Genomic DNA, 17048 nt, shown 5'->3' on the forward strand with positions numbered 1-17048 from the left:
CCTGTTAGCTACAGATGTAATAGAGATGATTTTCTTTATCAATCTATTTACATGATAATTACAACCTGGCTCACAAAGCGCGACCGGCACAGGGCAAAGCGCCGCGTGAACGGGCAGGGCGCTTTTCGCCCGCGTGGCAACTTGCTAAACTGCCGCAGACCTCACCTAAAAGGACTCTCCCTATGTATCAGGACATCATTCGCGCCGAGCTGAGTGAAGCACAGGACACGCTCAATAATTTCCTCAGCGATGACGCCAATATCCATGCTATTCAGCGTGCTGCGGTACTGCTGGCGGATTCATTCAAAGCCGGCGGCAAGGTGCTTTCCTGCGGCAACGGCGGTTCACACTGCGACGCCATGCACTTCGCCGAGGAGCTGACCGGCCGCTATCGCGACAACCGTCCCGGCTATCCGGCAATCGCTATCTCCGACGTCAGCCATATCTCCTGCGTGGGCAACGATTTTGGTTACGATCATATCTTCTCACGCTATGTTGAGGCCGTGGGCCGCGCGGGCGACGTGCTGCTGGGCATTTCGACTTCCGGCAACTCTGCTAATGTGATTAAAGCGGTAGAGGCGGCGCGCGCGCAGGGAATGAAAGTGATTACCCTGACCGGCAAGGACGGCGGCAAAATGGCCGGAACGGCCGATGTGGAAATCCGCGTGCCGCACTTTGGCTACGCCGATCGCATTCAGGAAATTCATATCAAAGTTATTCATATCCTGATCCTGCTGATTGAAAAAGAGATGGCGAAGTAACTGACGCGAGGAACGGCTATGTGCGAACTGCTCGGGATGAGCGCGAATGTCCCTACGGACATCTGTTTCAGCTTTACCGGGCTTGTGCAGCGCGGCGGAAAAACCGGCCCGCATAAGGATGGTTGGGGCATCACCTTTTACGAAGGGAAAGGCTGCCGGACGTTTAAAGATCCGCAGCCCAGCTTTAATTCGCCGATAGCGCGCCTGGTGCAGGATTATCCGATAAAATCCTGCTCGGTGGTGGCGCATATTCGTCAGGCGAACCGTGGCGAGGTGTCGCTGGAAAACACCCATCCTTTTACCCGCGAGCTGTGGGGACGCAACTGGACCTACGCGCATAACGGCCAGCTGAAAGGCTATCGCGGGCTGGAAACCGGCCCTTTTCGCCCGATAGGCGAGACGGACAGCGAGCAGGCGTTCTGCTGGCTGCTGCATAAGCTGACCACGCGCTACCCGCGCACGCCGGGCAACTGGCCGGCGGTGTTTCGCTATATTGCGGAGCTGGCGACGGAACTGCGGGAAAAGGGCGTATTTAATATGCTGCTGTCGGATGGCCGCTATCTGATGGCGTTCTGCTCGACCAATCTGTTCTGGATCACGCGTCGCGCGCCGTTCGGTAAAGCGACGCTGCTGGATCAGGACGTGGAGATAGATTTTCAGAAGCAGACCACGCCGGATGACGTGGTCACGGTGATCGCCACTCAGCCCTTAACGGGCAACGAAACCTGGCACAAAATTGCGCCAGGCGACTGGGCGTTATTTTGCCTCGGAGAGCGCCAGCGCTGACTGGCTGGTGGCATCGTTCAGCAACGGGCTGTTCAGCACGTACTTGCCGCCGCTGACGCCCATTGCCGGCGGCTGGCGGTTTTTCACAAACTCGGCGTAGCCGGGCTGGAGCTGCTGCCAGAAGCTGAAATAAACCGAATAGCGATGGCGCTGCAGGTTGCTGTCGGTCATGCGGAATGGATAAATGCTGACGGCCACGCGCGGCTGGCCGTTGCGCAGCGCCGCTTCCACATAGCGATAGATATCGTCGATATTGGCATCCGTCATGGCATAGCAGCCCACGGAAACGCAGTTCCCGTGGATCATCAGGTATTTCCCTTCATAACCCTGCTGGCGGTCATATTCGTTCGGAAAACCCGTATTAATAGCGCGATAAAAGCGGCTGTCCGGCTTCAGCTGGGAAAGCCCCACGCTATAAAACCCTTCCGGACTTTTAAAATCGCCCTGGCGACGTTTAGGGCCTAACCCGCCGGAGAAATTACAGATACGGTAGCTGTCGAGCAGCCGATATTCGGTGCCGATTTTGCCATACAGCTCAAGCGTGCGTTCTTCTTTAAAGATCTGAATATAAACAGGTGTGCCGAGTAACTGCTTCTTTAACTCTTTGCTTACCGGCGCCAGAGGAGCGATCGGTGCGACCGGCGCGCTGGCGAAAACAACGGCTGGCAGAAAAAACATCGCAAACAGCAGTGCGATTTTGCCCATTCTGGTTCCCTTGATAGTAGGGTTGATACGCCGTCCGAAGACGTGGTTGACTCGCAGTTTCGGAAATATCCGTAAAAGCTGCGTCACATTAGCATTGTCTATTTTTTTATCAAGAGAGCCGCGTAGAAAAAACCGAGAAAAGTTGCGCCAGGCCGCTGCCGCTGCGCTTCGGCCGCCCGTTAACCTGTTGAAAACGCGCTCGCTGCCTGTATACTTATCCAGTGCTGGCGGAGGGGCGAATGCGCAAGATTATACATGTAGATATGGACTGCTTTTATGCGGCGGTGGAGATGCGCGACGATCCCAGCCTGCGCAATATCCCTATCGCTATTGGCGGCAGCCAGCACAAGCGCGGCGTGATCAGCACCGCTAACTATCCCGCCAGGAAGTTTGGCGTGCACAGCGCGATGGCGACCGCGACGGCCCTTAAGCTTTGCCCGCATCTGAAAGTGATCCCCGGCCGTTTTGACGCTTATAAAGAAGCCAGCGCGCATATTCGGGAAATTTTCTCGCGCTATACCTCGCTTATTGAACCGCTGTCGCTGGACGAGGCCTACCTGGACGTTACCGACAGCCCGCACTGCCACGGATCCGCCACGCTGATGGCGCGGGAGATCCGGCAGACCATCGCCCGCGAACTGGATCTCACCGCGTCGGCCGGGGTGGCGCCGATTAAATTCGTCGCAAAAATCGCTTCGGATATGAATAAGCCGGACGGCCAGTTTGTGATCACGCCGCAGGAACTCCCGCAGTTTCTGCTGACGCTGCCGCTGGCAAAAATACCCGGCGTCGGCAAGGTCACCGCGAAAAAGCTGGAGGAGCTGGGGCTGCACACCTGCGCCGACGTGCAGAAAACGGATCTGGCCGCGCTACTAAAGCGCTTCGGCAAGTTTGGCCGCGTGCTGTGGGAGCGCTGTAACGGCATCGACGAGCGCGAGGTGGTAACGGATCGCCTGCGTAAATCGCTGGGCGTGGAGCGCACGCTGTCGGCGGATATTCATGAATGGGAAGCGTGCCTGGAAATCATCGATTTTCTCTATGCGGAGCTGGAACGGCGGCTAAAGGTGATTAAGCCCGATCTGCTGATCGCCAGGCAGGGCGTAAAGCTGAAGTTTGACGATTTCCAGCAGACGACTCAGGAGCACGTCTGGCCAGTGCTGAATAAAGAAGACCTGATCGACGTGGCGAAAAAAACCTGGGAAGAGCGGCGGGCAGGGCGCGGCGTGCGTCTGGTCGGGCTGCACGTAACCTTGCTGAATCCGCAATTGGAAAGACAATTACTGCTGGGGATTTAATGCCGCGTACGTTGCCCTGAGCGAGATTGCGAGCGGGAGAGAAAACGGGCGAAGCGTGGTGCTTCGCCCGTCCTGTTTTATTTAGCCGGGATCGCCTTCAACAGCGCGGTCAGCAGCTGCCAGTAAAGGCCGACGCTGCCGATATGCACCTGCTCATCCGGCGAGTGTGGGCCGGTGATGGTGGGGCCAATAGAAACCATATCCATATCCGGGTACGGCTTTTTAAACAGGCCGCACTCCAGACCCGCGTGGATCACCTGGATATTCGGCGCTTTGTTAAACAGCTTTTTGTAGGTTTCTTCCACCAGCGCCATCACCGGCGAAGAGGCATCGGGCTGCCACCCTGGATAGCTGCCTTTCGCCACGGTTTTCGCACCCGCCAGATCGCCCAGCGCCGTCAGCGTTTCCACCAGGTAATCTTTGCCGCTGTCGATCAGCGAGCGCACCAGGCAGTTGATACGTGCTTCGTCATCCTTAATCGACACCACGCCAACGTTCAGCGAGGTTTCCACCACGCCTTTCATCACGTCGGAGTTGCGGATCACGCCGTTTGGCGTGCTGTTCAGCAGCGCAATAAAGGCGTCGCGGCTGATGGTGGAGAGCGCCTGGTCGTTAGCGGCGATATTTTCCACCACGATATTGATGTTTTTCTCTTTCAGACCCAGCTCGTTGCGCAGGGTTTCCAGATAGTGCAGCGCCATGCCTTTTAGCTGGTCGAGCTTGTCGGCCGGAACAGCCAGCGTCGCCATCGCCTCACGCGGGATAGCGTTACGCAGCGTGCCGCCGGTGAAATCCACCAGGCGCAGATCCAGCGCTTTGGCGTGTGCGAACAGGAAACGGGCCAGCAGTTTGTTGGCGTTGCCCAGGCCCAGATGAATATCCGCACCGGAGTGGCCGCCCTTCAGGCCTTTCAGGATCAGCTGGATATGCTCGTAACCGGCCGGCACCGCTTCGCGGCTCAGCGGCAGCGTGGTGGTAAAATCAATGCCGCCCGCGCAGCCCATATAGATCTCGCCTTCCTCTTCCGAGTCGGTATTGATCAGGATATCCGCCTGCAGCCAGCCCGGTTGCAGACCGAAAGCGCCGACCATGCCGGTCTCTTCGGTCATGGTCAGCAGCACTTCCAGCGGGCCGTGCTCGACGGTTTTATCCGCCAGCACCGCCAGCGCGGACGCCATGCCGATGCCGTTATCGGCGCCCAGCGTGGTACCGCGCGCCTTGACCCATTCGCCATCAACCCATGGCTGAATTGGATCTTTGGTGAAATCGTGGGTGGTGTCGTTGTTTTTCTGCGGCACCATATCCAGATGCGCCTGCAGCGCGACCGGCTTGAGGTGCTCCAGCCCTTTCGTGGCCGGCTTGCGGATCAGAATATTGCCCACTTCGTCGCGAAAGGTGACAAAACCCTGCTCGCCAGCCCAGCTCAGCACATAGTTAGCCAACTCTTCCTCATGATAAGAAGGATGCGGGATTGAACAGATTTTGGCGAAGATATCCCACAGCGGCTGTGGTGACAGTTGAGAAAGTTCGGACACGTTAAATCTCCTGTGTCGACATCCCCGGCCAGCGGCGCGGGAGTGAGCATTTGTGATAGGGTTGGTCAGTATCTGACGCAGCAAACCCAAAGAATATCATTGTTTCCAGAGGCATGCTTAGTTCGCTTCGGCAAAAAAGCACCTTCCGGGCTATCCTGTGCTGGTTTTTAGCGGCTCAGATCTCTATAATTCCGCGCAACCCATCCCATTGTACATTTTTAAGCCGTTATTATCGGCCGGGACTCCTTTTATGAGTGAAAAATACGTCGTCACCTGGGACATGCTGCAAATCCATGCCCGTAAACTGGCCCAGCGCCTGCTTCCTGTCGAACAGTGGAAAGGCATTATTGCAGTCAGCCGCGGTGGCCTGGTGCCCGCTTCGCTGCTGGCTCGCGAACTCTGCATCCGCTATGTCGATACCGTGTGCATCTCCAGCTACGATCACGACAACCAGCGTGAAATGCACGTGCTGAAGCGCGCGGAAGGCGACGGCGAAGGCTTTATCGTAATTGACGATCTGGTCGATACCGGCGGCACCGCTCAGGCGATCCGCGATATGTATCCAAAAGCGCGTTTCGTGACTATTTTCGCCAAACCGGCCGGTCGTCCGCTGGTGGACGACTATGTCGTGGATATTCCACAGAATACCTGGATTGAACAGCCGTGGGATATGGGCGTGGTGTATATCCCGCCAATCGTAAAAGGTTGATTTAGCTCAATCAAAACGCCCGGTTCCGCCGGGCGTTGCGCGTTTTACGGTTCGCGTCAGCCGCCAGGCTGCTATAGACTAAGACGATTCTCCGTATGTCGAAGGATCGTACTATGTCGCCTAAAAATCTCAGCGAAGAACTCTTTAAACCCCGCTTTAAGCATCCTGAAACCTCCTCCCTGATCCGGCGCCTGCATCATCACAAGCCGCTGCCGCTGCATTCCGCGCTGGAAGGCGACAGCCATGCAGGCTGGTATCGGATGGTTAATCGTCTGCTCTGGACGTGGCGGGGACTGTCGCCGCTGGAGATTGGCGAAGTGCTGGCCAGGATAGCCAGCAGCCGCGCCGACCACACTGATGAACAGCTGCTGGATACGGTGATTGGCTATCGCGGCGGCAACTGGATCTACGAATGGTCGCAGCAGGCCGCGCGCTGGCAGGATAAAGCCGCCTCGGCGGCTACCGATGCCGAAGCGGGCCAGTGCTGGCTGCACGCTGCTAACCTGTACGGCGTAGCGGGCTATCCGCATCTGAAAGGCGATGAGCTGGCCGATCAGGCGCAGCAGCTGGCGAATCGTGCCTATGAAGAGGCCACCTCAAGACTGCCGGGCGAGCTGAAAGAGCTGGAGTTCACCATTCCCGGCGGCAGTTCCATTTTTGGCTTTTTGCATATGCCGGAAAAAGCCCGCGCGCCTTATCCTACGGTGCTGCTGTGCAGCAGCCTGGATTCACTGCAAACCGATCACTATCGCCTTTTCCACGACTACCTTGCGCCGCGTGGCATCGCAATGCTGACCATCGACATGCCTTCGGTCGGCTTCTCTGCAAAATGGAAGCTGACGCAGGATTCCAGTTTTCTGCACCAGCAGGTGTTAAAACAGCTGGAAAACGTTGCCTGGGTCGATCATACCCGCGTGGCCGCTTTCGGCTATCGCTTTGGCGGCAACATTGCCGTGCGGCTGGCCTGGCTGGAAGCGCCTCGACTGCGCGCCGTGGCCTGTCTGGGGCCGGTGGTACACAGCCTGCTGTGCGATAGCGCGTTGCAGGACAGCATTCCCGAAATGTATATGGACGTGTTGGCCAGCCGGCTGGGCATGGCATCGGCCGCCGATTCCGCGCTGCGGGTCGAGCTGAGCCGCTACTCGCTGAAAACCCAGGGGCTGCTGGGCCGCCGCTGCCCAACGCCGATGCTGTCCGCTTACTGGCCGAACGATCCTTTCAGCCCGGCGGAGGAATCAAAGCTGATCGTGAATTCCTCGCTCGACGGTAAGCTGATGCCAATCGCACTTTCGCCTGTATTGAGCAACTTTGATAAAGCATTACGTGATATTGTTGACTGGTTAGCTAAACGATTAACACGCTGAGTGGCTAAATATTAACGCTTAGCGAAAACTAACGGGCTCAACAAAGGAGTTTTAACAATGGCGTTACCGAGTGGGCATCCCAAAAGCCGCTTAATGAAGCGTTTCGGCACATTAGGACCTTATATCCGCGAGGCCAAATGTGTGGATGAGCGCTTCTTCTTCGACTGTCTGGCCGTTTGCGTCAATGTGAAACCTGCGCCGGAACTGCGTGAGTTCTGGGGCTGGTGGATGGAGCTGGAAGCACAGGAAGATCACTTCACCTATGAGTATCACTTCGGCCTGTTCGATAAAGAGGGCAACTGGAAGCCTTCGGCAATTAAAGGAAAGGAAAACAACGAACGCCTGGAAGAGACGCTGCGTAATTTCCACGTGCGCCTGAAAGCGCTGCTGGAAGAGCTGGAGCTGGGTCTGAAACCCGCTGCGGATTTCGCTGACGAGCCGGTAAAGCTGACCGCATAAAAAAACGCAGGGCGGCGCTTAATTGTTCCCTGCGCTTTTGTCTGCGCACCCATAAAAAAAGGCTGGCGATTGCCAGCCTTTGCTTACAGACACATAACGAGGGGCACAACAACCGCATCCGTGCGGCTCACATTTAAATCAGAACTGGTAAGTTACGCCTACCGCAACGATATCGTCGGTATTCTGCGCCAGCTTATTATCGTCATCCAGCAGGTTGATTTTGTAATCCACAAACGCGGACATATTTTTATTGAAGTAGTAAGTCGCGCCCACGTCCGCAAATTTATAAATATCCGCATCGCCCACGCCGTTCTCAATATCTTTCGCTTTGGTTTGCACATAGGCCAGAGAAGGGCGGAAGCCGTTATCAAACTGATACTGCGCCACCAGCTCGATATTTTGCAGATAGTTAGCGTAACCGTTAACGGCAACGTTGGCGTCATTAATGCGTGCCGTGCCGCTGATGGGCGACATATTGCGCGTTTCGGCGTAGGTGGCGGCCAGGTAAACGCTGTTGTTGTCATACTTCAGGCCGGTCGCCCAGGCATCCGCCTTGTCGCCGCGACCGTAAACGCTGGCCTGCTGACCGTTGGTGCGGTCGGAAGAAGAGATAGCGCCATTAATCGTCAGGCCCTGCATCAGCGTATAGGCTACCGACGCCGCCATGCCGTCGCCGTTGGACGTGGCGTTAGAGCGGCTGCTGCTCTCATTTTTGCCCTGATACTGCAAGGCGAACTTCAGGCCGTCGACCAGACCAAAAAAGTTGGTGTTGCGGTAAGTCGCCACGCCGTTGGTACGGGTCAGCATATAGTTATCAGCTTTGGTATACGCGGTGGCGCCAAATTCCGGCATCATATCGGTATAGGCTTCCACGTCGTAAATCAGGCCGTAGTTACGGCCATAGTCGATGGATCCGTAGTCGCCGAATTTCAGACCGGCGAAGCCTAAACGCGTTTTGGTGCCGGTGGTGCCGTCGCTTTCCGCGTTGTTCAACGGCACGTGATATTCCCACTGGCCGTAGCCTGACATCAGGTCGTTAATCTGCGTCTGGCCTTTAAACCCAATACGTACGTAAGATTTGTCGCCGTCATTGCTGTCCGCGTCGCTTAAATAATGCATGGCTTTCAGCTTGCCGTAGAAATCGAGTTTATTACCGTCTTTATTATAAATTTCTGCGGCCTGGGCTGCCGTGGTCATAGCCAGAGCGGCGGTCAGGATTGCCAGTGCGCTTTTCTTCATTTTGTTGTTATTCCCAAATGAGTAAAATTTTAAATGGCCCGATGACGTTGTTCGGGGCACGAACGTTTTACCCTGAGGAGATGAAACTTTTATTACATTTATTCTCACTTCTTGTTAATTCCCCGTTTCTGGACTAGCGGCTTGCACCGTGTTTTTACGCCTTTTCGGGCGGCGGCTGTTGGCTTCCGGCACCACACCTGATAAAACGTCTTCTTCACCTTTTTAAAGCTATGGCAGGAAACAATGAGCAGCAGCCAGACCCTGGTCGTTAAACTGGGGACCAGCGTATTAACCGGCGGATCGCGTCGGCTGAACCGGGCACATATTGTCGAACTGGTGCGTCAGTGCGCGCAGCAGCACGCGGCAGGCCACCGGATTGTGATCGTTACCTCAGGCGCAATGGCCGCCGGACGTGAGCACCTGGGCTACCCGGAACTGCCGCCGACCATCGCCTCAAAGCAGCTGCTGGCTGCGGTGGGGCAGAGCCGGTTGATCCAGCTGTGGGAGCAGCTCTTTTCCATCTACGGCATTCATATCGGCCAGATGCTGCTGACGCGTGCCGACCTGGAAGATCGCGAGCGCTTTCTGAACGCGCGCGATACGCTGCGGGCCTTGCTGGATAACCATATCGTGCCGGTTATCAATGAAAACGACGCGGTGGCGACGGCAGAAATTAAAGTCGGCGACAACGATAACCTGTCCGCGCTTGCTGCGATGCTGGCCGGGGCCGACAAGCTGCTGCTGCTGACCGATCAGGCCGGCCTGTTTACCGCCGATCCGCGCAATAATCCGCAGGCGGAGCTGATCCGCGACGTGCACGGTATTGACGATGCGCTGCGCGAGCTGGCGGGCGGCAGCGTCTCCGGCCTGGGAACCGGCGGTATGGCGACCAAGCTTCAGGCTGCCGACGTGGCCTGCCGCGCCGGTATCGATACCATTATCGCCGCCGGCAGCCGCGCGGGCGTGATTGGCGATACGATCGACGGCAAGCCGGTCGGCACCCGCTTCCACGCGCTGCAAACGCCGCTGGAGAACCGCAAGCGCTGGATCTTCGGCGCGCCGCCGGCGGGCGAGATCACCATCGACGACGGCGCGCTGGCCGCCATGCTGGAACGCGGCAGCTCGCTGCTGCCAAAAGGTATTCGGGAGATCAGCGGCAACTTCTCGCGCGGCGAGGTGATCCGCATTCGCAGCCTGCAAGGGCGCGACGTGGCGCACGGCGTCTGCCGCTATAACAGCGATGCGATGCGGATGATAGCCGGGCACCATTCCCAGCAAATCAGCGAAATTTTAGGCTACGAATATGGCCCGGTCGCGGTTCACCGTGACGATATGATCGTCAGTTAAGGAGCAGCAGATGCTTGAAGAAATGGGTAAAGCCGCGAAAGCCGCTTCTTACCAGCTGGCGGTGCTCTCTACCGCACAAAAAAACCAGGTCCTGATGACCATTGCGGATCGTCTGGAAGCGCAGAGCGCGGATATCCTGGCCGCTAACGAACTTGACCTGGCGGACGCCCGCAAAAACGGCCTGAGCGAGGCGCTGTTGGATCGCCTGATGCTTAATCCTGCCAGGCTGCAAGGCATTGCGAACGACGTGCGTCAGGTGTGCCATCTGGCCGATCCGGTCGGCGTAGTGATGGACGGCGGCGTGCTGGACAGCGGGCTGCGTATTGAACGTCGGCGCGTGCCGCTGGGCGTGGTGGGCGTGATTTATGAAGCGCGTCCGAACGTGACGGTGGATGTCGCCTCGCTGTGCCTGAAAACGGGCAATGCGGCGATCCTGCGCGGCGGTAAAGAGACTTATCGCACCAATGGCGCGACCGTGCGCGTGATCCAGGACGCGCTGAAGGAGCACGGCTTACCGGCGGGCGCGGTACAGGCGATTGAAAGCCCGGATCGCGAGCTGGTCAACCAGCTGCTGAAGCTGGATCGCTATGTCGATATGCTGATCCCGCGCGGCGGCGCTGGCCTGCACAAGCTGTGCCGCGAGCAGTCGACCATTCCGGTGATCACCGGCGGGATCGGCGTTTGCCATATTTTTGTCGATAGTAACGCGGACGCTGCGGCGGCGTTAAACGTGATCGTTAACGCCAAAAAACAGCGTCCCAGCGCCTGTAATTCCGTAGAGACGCTGCTGGTGCATACGGCGATAGCCGAGGCGTTCCTGCCTGCGCTAAGCGCGCGTATGCAGGATGAAGGTATTAATCTGCACGCCGATCCGCGCTCGCTGCCGCTGCTGCAACAAGGCCCGGCGGTGGTCAGCGCGGTGACGGAAGAACAGTATCGCGATGAATGGCTGGCATTGGATCTCAACGTGAAGCTGGTGGACGGACTGGACGAGGCTGTCGCGCATATTCGTGAATATGGCACGCAGCACTCCGACGCGATCCTCACGCGCAGCATTGTGAACGCAGAGCGTTTTGTTAACGAGGTTGATTCTTCAGCGGTATACGTTAACGCCAGCACGCGCTTTACCGACGGCGGGCAATTTGGCCTGGGCGCGGAAGTGGCGGTCAGCACCCAGAAGCTGCACGCGCGTGGCCCGATGGGGCTGGAGGCGCTGACCACCTACAAATGGGTGGTTTTCGGCAATGATACCGTGCGCGGCTAATCGCGTGGGCCACAGGGAAGTGGCTTACATTCCACAGGGAGATAAGTAATTGAACTAAAAAGGAAGGTTCTGATGATTACGTTTTCCCAACTGCTTCCCTTCGCGGCTATCGCTTTTGGGCTGGTGCTGACGCCAGGCCCGAATATGATCTATCTGCTTTCCCGTTCCCTGTGCCAGGGCCGCCGCGCGGGCTTTGTCTCGCTGAGCGGCGTGGCGCTCGGTTTTATTTTCTATATGGTTTGCGCCGCGCTGGGGATCACCGCGCTGGTTATGGCGGTGCCGCTGGCTTATGAGGCGCTGCGCATTGCGGGGGCCTGCTATCTGCTCTATATGGCCTGGCAGGCTGTTTTTGGCGGTAAATCACCTTTTGCGCTGCGCGACCTGCCGCCCGACAGCACCCGTAAGCTGTTTACTATGGGCTTGCTGACCAACCTGTTAAATCCTAAAGCGGCAGTTATTTACCTCACGCTGTTGCCGCAGTTTATCCGGCCGGAGCAGGGCGACGTATTGTCCCAGTCTTTGCAGCTTGGCTTTACCCAAATCGCAATCAGTATGCTGGTTAATGGCTCACTTATCTTTGCCGCTGGCAGTATTGCTGGCTTTCTGGCACGGCGCCCAACGTGGCAAAAGCTTCAGCGCTGGCTGATGGGCACGGTGTTAACCGGCCTGGCGATGCGCATGCTGTTGGAAGGGCGGAAGTAACGCGGAAGGACGAGCAGACCGCGAACCGCCAGACAGGCCAGAAGAGAGTAAGAAAAGCAGAGCAGGCAAAAAACGGGGCGAGCGTTACCTGTTGATTATAAAGTCATCATTTAGTCCGCAGGCGCTTGACTCCGCGTCAGGTTTTTTTTAACGTAGTGACCGCAGTATCCCTCCTGAAAGCCGATATAGCTCAGTTGGTAGAGCAGCGCATTCGTAATGCGAAGGTCGTAGGTTCGACTCCTATTATCGGCACCATTTCAAACTCTTCCCAAGTCTACCGAAATCAACTAAAAGCCCGTATACTGCGGTTTCCGGCCCGTATCTTATCTCCTGTTATCAACTGGACTCAACCGAAATCAAGTCGCAGTTGGGGGCATAAGTGGGGGCATTCTGTGTTCGGTCCAGGGAGATGCCCCCAATGAAGCTTAATGCTCGACAGGTAGATGCTGCTAAACCCAGAGAGAAAGCCTACAAGCTAGCAGATGGTGCAGGCTTGTATCTTGAAGTTGTTCCTTCTGGTTCTCGATACTGGCGGATGAAATATCGCTTCAATGGAAAAGAGAAACGTATGGCTTTTGGTGTCTATCCGGCAGTGTCCCTTGCACAAGCGAGGGCACTGCGTGATGAAGCCAAGAAAAAGCTGGCCGAAGGTATCGACCCATCGTTTGCCAAGAAAGAAGAAAAGTTGGTTCGCGATGTGCAGCTCAATAATACGTTTCAGGCTGTGGCACTTGAATGGCACGGAACGAAGGTGAGCCGGTGGTCAGAAGGTTATGCCTCCGACATTATCGAAGCCTTCAATAAAGATATTTTCCCTTATATTGGCCAACTGCCGGTGAATGACATCAAGCCTTTGGTTCTGCTGAATGTGCTACGTCGAATGGAAAGCCGTGGCGCGACAGAGAAGGCCAAGAAGGTTCGCCAGCGTTGCAGTGAAGTCTTTCGTTACGCCATCGTTACCGGTCGTGCGGAATACAATCCTGCAGCGGATCTAACCAGCGCAATGTCAGGGCATGAATCGAAGCATTATCCCTTCCTTACTGTTGAGGAGTTACCAGACTTCTTTAAAGCTCTCGCAGGCTACGCAGGAAGCCCGTTAGTTGTTCTTGCCGCTCGTCTGCTGATCCTTACAGGAGTTCGTACTGGCGAGCTACGAGGTGCTTTCTGGAGTGAATTTGATCTTGAGAAAGCGGTGTGGGAAATCCCTGCAGAGCGTATGAAGATGAAACGGCCTCACCTTGTCCCCCTCTCTACCCAAGCGCTGGAAATCGTACAGCAACTCAAAGTGATGTCAGGGCAATATCCACTGGTGTTCCCGGGACGTAATGATCCCCGCAAGACGATGAGTGAAGCGAGTATTAATCAGTTATTCAAACGGATTGGGTATACGGGGAAGGTAACGGGTCATGGTTTCCGTCACACGATGAGTACGATTTTGCACGAGGAAGGGTTCAATACGGCATGGATTGAAACCCAGCTTGCGCATGTCGATAAGAATGCGATTCGTGGGACGTACAACCATGCGTTGTATCTGGAAGGGCGGAGGGAGATGATGCAGTGGTATGCAGATTTCATCGGTCAAGTAGGTAAATTCCAGCTCACCTCTAGTTTATGCAGCTATTAGCTTAATTGCTTGGATAGAGTGATAAGGGGCAAGTAGAGCCTCTTCTCTCCGAAGAGGCTGGACCAACGTGAGCTTATTTTTTGCCTTCGGAGTTAGCGCTTTACTCAGATTTTTTTCTGTACCGCAGGATGTGAAGATCTACGGAGGTTAGAGATGAAAATCATGCTATGTTTGTCTCTGAAGAGTGGGTCAAAATGCTATAACTTTTTCAAAGAGGCGTTATATCGTGAAAGTTGTCTTTAATGTTAATGGTAAAAAAGTTCCGCTCAAATCTCTGCAATATATAAGTAAAGCAAATCAACTTGAAGTAATGAGGAATTGGTTTTTTGAAAATTTCGAAGATCCCGCAAACTCTTGCCCGTATGAATCCCGTGAAGGCGGATATGCTTACATTTATGGTGGCCCATATGAAGCAAGTGAAGAGTTACAAGCGATGTTTGAAGGGTACGTGAAATTTGATTATATCCAAGAATTAGTTAGTGATTTACAAGAACAGTGCTACGAGTGGTCTGGCAATTCAAATAATATTAATGATTGGTACGACGAAGACTTGTACGATGCTGTTACATCTTCCGAACAGCCTTTTTCTAAGTTCGTTGAAAGCATTGATGGAATAAAATCGCTGGCTAAAGGTGATTTTAAAGATAAGCAAAAAGAACATCTGCTTAGCATCTTATATATTAACGTCATTACAGCCTTGGAAACGCTTTATGTTGAGTTATTTATTAACTCTATAGATAAAAATGACTCATACCTTACAGATTTCATAGAAAAAGGTAAGACGGAATTTAAGGTAAATAAAGAAATTTTGGCTTTGCCATTCAAAGGAGAAACTATTGAAAACATGAGGGCGGAATTGATTAAAGCAATCAAAGAATATTTGATTAGTGCAAGTTGGCATAGTACAAACAAAGTTGTAGGGCGTTATAAAGCTACATTTGACATTAATGTACAAAAAGAGTGGCCAATAGACGAGATCGAAATAGCAACACAAAAGCGTAATCATTTAGTTCATCGTGGCGGGAAAGATAAAGAAGGCAATTCGGTAGTGATTACTGAACAAGATTTAGATATGTTGCTGGATCACGCTCAATCGCTTGGAGAAAAATTATTTGATAGTCTTGGGGTAGCATTACAGAAAAAAGATGAGAGCGAATTTTGAGTCTCGGGTTTGGTTGGTAGTGCTACCGATAAAGAGCAAGAAACTGATACGCGGCAGGCAGTGCCTGCCGGAGGATTACTTTTTACTTCCAAACTGAATACTGAGAAATTTATTCTCTGCTTTATCACCACGAAGAGTAAGAACTATTTTTGATTTCAGCTCTAACATTTCGATTTCAGATAAAGTTGTTTCCATAGCATTAAAGTTTTCAGTGTTTAAAGATGCTATATATTGCTTTCCGCTTCGTTTTAATGATTGCTTGACAAAAGAGAACCACTTTACGCGAATGTAAGCGCACCAGAGTCGATTTAGACGACCGATTGCCGGTCAGTGTGACCCCTGGGCATAAATCGGATTGAATGGATCAACTAGGCCGATGTCAGGTGATTACTAGAACTGTACAAACGGGCAGCTTAAAACAGGTTTACGTAACAACTATCTTGAAAAACGCCGCTACATAGATTTTAAGCTGCTGAGAAGATGTGATATTATATCTTCATCACTTTAAGAATACAGCCTAGACCCCTTTTGTAATTAATCTTCATCTTCTTCTACAAGTGCTTCTTCTACGCTTTTGAACTCTTCTAGTGCTGCTGTGAGCAATTCAACAATCTCACTTGCGATGACTGCTGGTGGCTGAAGATTTTCTATATCTTCCAATGATTGGTCTTTCAACCAGGTGATATCGAGATTTGTCTTATCTCTTGCGATGATCTCGTCATAGCGGTACTCACGCCAACGACCATTTGGTCCCGCTCCAGTCTCTTCGTTTTGTACTTCAGCCCATGTCGCGACACGCGCTTTGAGGTTACCAGGTTTATAGAGCTCAACAAATTCGTCAAAGTCACTACGAACAAGTTTATTCGTCCTTAACGTTTTGTGTACATTAGTTCGATAGTCATAAACCCATACGCTTTCAGTCCAAGGTTTTTTGGCGGCAGGTTTCGCATCAAAAAATATCACGTTTGCTTTAACTCCTTGTGCGTAAAAAATGCCCGTCGGTAGGCGCAAGATAGTGTGCAGTTTAAAGCGAGCCAGCAGTGCTTTGCGAATTGTTTCACCGGCCCCCCCCTCAAACAACACGTTATCAGGTAAAACAACCGCAGCTTTGCCTGAGTTCCTACCATCAACTTTCAGCATGTTACCGATATGCTGAACGAAGTTAAGCTGTTTATTCGAAGTTTCTGCCCAAAAGTCCGCACGGGTGTAGGTCAGCTTTTCTTTCTCTAATTTTCCGGTAGAGTCGTTAATGATAGTGATTGAGCTTTTTTTACCAAAAGGGGGATTCGCGAGAACCATATCTACTTTGTTTAAACCGACCTCTTTTGCGAGCGCATCAGATGTAGATATCGGACACTCTTCAGTTCCAATACCATGAAGGTAAAGGTTCATAGCACATAGACGTGCGACTGAGTCTGATATATCGTTCCCACTTATTGCTTCATTTTTTAAGAAACGGTTTTCTTTTTTCGACAACGACTTAGGCATTCTTTTTCCGGTCACTCGATCTATGTCGAAAAGCACATAGTCGTGCGCTGCCGTCAAAAAGCCTCCAGTACCGCAAGCAGGATCAGCAATTGTCTGCATTGGTTGAGGCTGCATTACATCTACAATAGCCTCAATGATTGGTCTTGGCGTAAAGTACTGGCCCGCACCCTTCTTCTCACTTTCAGCCCCTTTTTGGAGTAGGCCTTCGTAAATCTCGCCTTTGACATCAATACTCAATGATGACCATGATTCTTTATTAATCATGGATATCAGGCGCTCAAGCTTTTCTGGATCTTGAATTTTGTTCTGCGCCTTACGGAAAATCATACCCAGAGTGCCTTTTTGGCTACCCAGACTCTCCAATGTATGGCGATATTCCACCTCCAAATCTGAACCATCTAACTCTATCAGCTTGGCCCAACGATCCGCCGCAAGACTTTCTCCGCCCTGTCCACTTTCAGCGCGCTCAGATGACATTTTCAGAAAAATCAGATAGGTTAGCTGCTCAACATAATCACCGTAGCCAACGCCTTCATCACGTAATACATGGGCATAGTTCCAAACACGGTTTAAAATTTCTTCTGCACTAATATTATTCATTTTAGAAC

The 17048-nt window shown here is 53.4% G+C and carries 16 protein-coding genes and 1 tRNA gene; 12 read left to right on the top strand and 5 right to left on the bottom strand.

Annotated features, from left to right (window positions below):
* Positions 1-182 precede the first annotated feature (182 nt).
* Positions 183-761, top strand: a complete 579-nt coding sequence (lpcA, locus tag ACVWZ0_RS05545; RefSeq protein WP_253455168.1) for a D-sedoheptulose 7-phosphate isomerase — start codon at positions 183-185, stop codon at positions 759-761.
* 18 nt (positions 762-779) lie between these two features.
* Positions 780-1547 carry a class II glutamine amidotransferase gene (locus ACVWZ0_RS05550; RefSeq protein WP_253455167.1) on the top strand — a complete coding sequence of 256 codons (768 nt, stop codon included), beginning with the start codon at positions 780-782 and terminating at the stop codon, positions 1545-1547.
* Here the strand turns inward: ACVWZ0_RS05550 and dpaA are convergent.
* Positions 1518-2252, bottom strand: a complete 735-nt coding sequence (gene dpaA / locus ACVWZ0_RS05555; protein WP_253455166.1) for a peptidoglycan meso-diaminopimelic acid protein amidase — start codon at positions 2250-2252, stop codon at positions 1518-1520. The genes ACVWZ0_RS05550 and dpaA overlap by 30 nt on opposite strands.
* Positions 2253-2491: 239 nt before the next feature.
* Between dpaA and dinB the strand changes: the two genes are divergently transcribed.
* The gene (gene dinB, locus ACVWZ0_RS05560; protein WP_253455165.1) at positions 2492-3547 is read left to right on the top strand and encodes a DNA polymerase IV; all 1056 of its coding nucleotides are present in this window, start codon (positions 2492-2494) and stop codon (positions 3545-3547) included.
* 77 nt (positions 3548-3624) lie between these two features.
* Here dinB and pepD read toward each other — a convergent pair whose 3' ends face one another.
* Positions 3625-5082 carry a beta-Ala-His dipeptidase gene (gene pepD / locus ACVWZ0_RS05565; protein WP_253455163.1) on the bottom strand — a complete coding sequence of 486 codons (1458 nt, stop codon included), beginning with the start codon at positions 5080-5082 and terminating at the stop codon, positions 3625-3627.
* A gap of 250 nt (positions 5083-5332) precedes the next feature.
* Here pepD and gpt point away from each other — a divergent pair, with 250 nt between their 5' ends.
* From gpt to crl, 3 genes are all read left to right on the top strand, one after another.
* A complete protein-coding gene (gene gpt, locus ACVWZ0_RS05570) occupies positions 5333-5791 on the top strand; it encodes a xanthine phosphoribosyltransferase (RefSeq protein WP_125289117.1) in 459 nt (152 codons plus the stop codon).
* 113 nt (positions 5792-5904) lie between these two features.
* Positions 5905-7155: an esterase FrsA gene (gene frsA, locus ACVWZ0_RS05575; protein ID WP_253455162.1), complete on the top strand. Its 1251-nt coding sequence runs from the start codon at positions 5905-5907 to the stop codon at positions 7153-7155.
* Positions 7156-7212: 57 nt separating this feature from the next.
* Positions 7213-7614: a sigma factor-binding protein Crl gene (gene crl, locus ACVWZ0_RS05580; protein WP_125289119.1), complete on the top strand. Its 402-nt coding sequence runs from the start codon at positions 7213-7215 to the stop codon at positions 7612-7614.
* A gap of 138 nt (positions 7615-7752) precedes the next feature.
* Here the strand turns inward: crl and ACVWZ0_RS05585 are convergent, their stop codons facing one another.
* Positions 7753-8853 (bottom strand): porin, encoded by a 1101-nt coding sequence (locus tag ACVWZ0_RS05585; protein WP_253455160.1) that lies wholly within the window; start codon positions 8851-8853, stop codon positions 7753-7755.
* A 243-nt stretch (positions 8854-9096) separates the two neighbouring features.
* On the opposite strand from ACVWZ0_RS05585, the gene proB reads away from it, so the two are divergent.
* The 6 genes from proB to ACVWZ0_RS05615 all read left to right on the top strand — a co-directional run bounded on the left by proB (position 9097) and on the right by ACVWZ0_RS05615 (position 14952).
* Positions 9097-10200 carry a glutamate 5-kinase gene (gene proB / locus ACVWZ0_RS05590; protein WP_253455158.1) on the top strand — a complete coding sequence of 368 codons (1104 nt, stop codon included), beginning with the start codon at positions 9097-9099 and terminating at the stop codon, positions 10198-10200.
* Positions 10201-10210: 10 nt separating this feature from the next.
* Entirely contained in the window at positions 10211-11464 is a 1254-nt protein-coding gene (gene proA / locus ACVWZ0_RS05595) for a glutamate-5-semialdehyde dehydrogenase (RefSeq protein WP_253455157.1), read from the top strand.
* A gap of 72 nt (positions 11465-11536) precedes the next feature.
* Positions 11537-12166, top strand: a complete 630-nt coding sequence (locus ACVWZ0_RS05600) for a LysE family translocator (RefSeq protein WP_253455156.1) — start codon at positions 11537-11539, stop codon at positions 12164-12166.
* A 179-nt stretch (positions 12167-12345) separates the two neighbouring features.
* Positions 12346-12421 (top strand) — tRNA-Thr (locus ACVWZ0_RS05605).
* 163 nt (positions 12422-12584) lie between these two features.
* Positions 12585-13790: a tyrosine-type recombinase/integrase gene (locus tag ACVWZ0_RS05610; protein WP_253455155.1), complete on the top strand. Its 1206-nt coding sequence runs from the start codon at positions 12585-12587 to the stop codon at positions 13788-13790.
* 226 nt (positions 13791-14016) lie between these two features.
* The gene (locus ACVWZ0_RS05615; protein ID WP_064375273.1) at positions 14017-14952 is read left to right on the top strand and encodes a hypothetical protein; all 936 of its coding nucleotides are present in this window, start codon (positions 14017-14019) and stop codon (positions 14950-14952) included.
* 75 nt (positions 14953-15027) lie between these two features.
* On the opposite strand, the gene ACVWZ0_RS05620 is transcribed toward ACVWZ0_RS05615, so the two are convergent.
* Positions 15028-15273, bottom strand: a complete 246-nt coding sequence (locus ACVWZ0_RS05620; RefSeq protein ID WP_456784726.1) for a DUF2326 domain-containing protein — start codon at positions 15271-15273, stop codon at positions 15028-15030.
* A 213-nt stretch (positions 15274-15486) separates the two neighbouring features.
* Positions 15487-17040: a class I SAM-dependent DNA methyltransferase gene (locus tag ACVWZ0_RS05625; RefSeq protein WP_253455154.1), complete on the bottom strand. Its 1554-nt coding sequence runs from the start codon at positions 17038-17040 to the stop codon at positions 15487-15489.
* Between the last annotated feature and the right edge of the window lie 8 nt (positions 17041-17048).

The organism is Erwinia sp. TECH1 (genome assembly GCF_054057575.1).

Excerpts from the sequence above, each read along its gene's own strand:
- dpaA (WP_253455166.1), bottom strand. The coding sequence starts at position 2,252 with ATGGGCAAAATCGCACTGCTGTTTGCGATGTTTTTTCTGCCAGCCGTT.
- lpcA (WP_253455168.1), top strand. The coding sequence starts at position 183 with ATGTATCAGGACATCATTCGCGCCGAGCTGAGTGAAGCACAGGACACG.
- ACVWZ0_RS05625 (WP_253455154.1), bottom strand. The coding sequence starts at position 17,040 with ATGAATAATATTAGTGCAGAAGAAATTTTAAACCGTGTTTGGAACTAT.
- ACVWZ0_RS05550 (WP_253455167.1), top strand. The coding sequence starts at position 780 with ATGTGCGAACTGCTCGGGATGAGCGCGAATGTCCCTACGGACATCTGT.
- proB (WP_253455158.1), top strand. The coding sequence starts at position 9,097 with ATGAGCAGCAGCCAGACCCTGGTCGTTAAACTGGGGACCAGCGTATTA.
- ACVWZ0_RS05600 (WP_253455156.1), top strand. The coding sequence starts at position 11,537 with ATGATTACGTTTTCCCAACTGCTTCCCTTCGCGGCTATCGCTTTTGGG.
- proA (WP_253455157.1), top strand. The coding sequence starts at position 10,211 with ATGCTTGAAGAAATGGGTAAAGCCGCGAAAGCCGCTTCTTACCAGCTG.
- dinB (WP_253455165.1), top strand. The coding sequence starts at position 2,492 with ATGCGCAAGATTATACATGTAGATATGGACTGCTTTTATGCGGCGGTG.
- ACVWZ0_RS05585 (WP_253455160.1), bottom strand. The coding sequence starts at position 8,853 with ATGAAGAAAAGCGCACTGGCAATCCTGACCGCCGCTCTGGCTATGACC.
- ACVWZ0_RS05610 (WP_253455155.1), top strand. The coding sequence starts at position 12,585 with ATGAAGCTTAATGCTCGACAGGTAGATGCTGCTAAACCCAGAGAGAAA.
- crl (WP_125289119.1), top strand. The coding sequence starts at position 7,213 with ATGGCGTTACCGAGTGGGCATCCCAAAAGCCGCTTAATGAAGCGTTTC.
- frsA (WP_253455162.1), top strand. The coding sequence starts at position 5,905 with ATGTCGCCTAAAAATCTCAGCGAAGAACTCTTTAAACCCCGCTTTAAG.
- gpt (WP_125289117.1), top strand. The coding sequence starts at position 5,333 with ATGAGTGAAAAATACGTCGTCACCTGGGACATGCTGCAAATCCATGCC.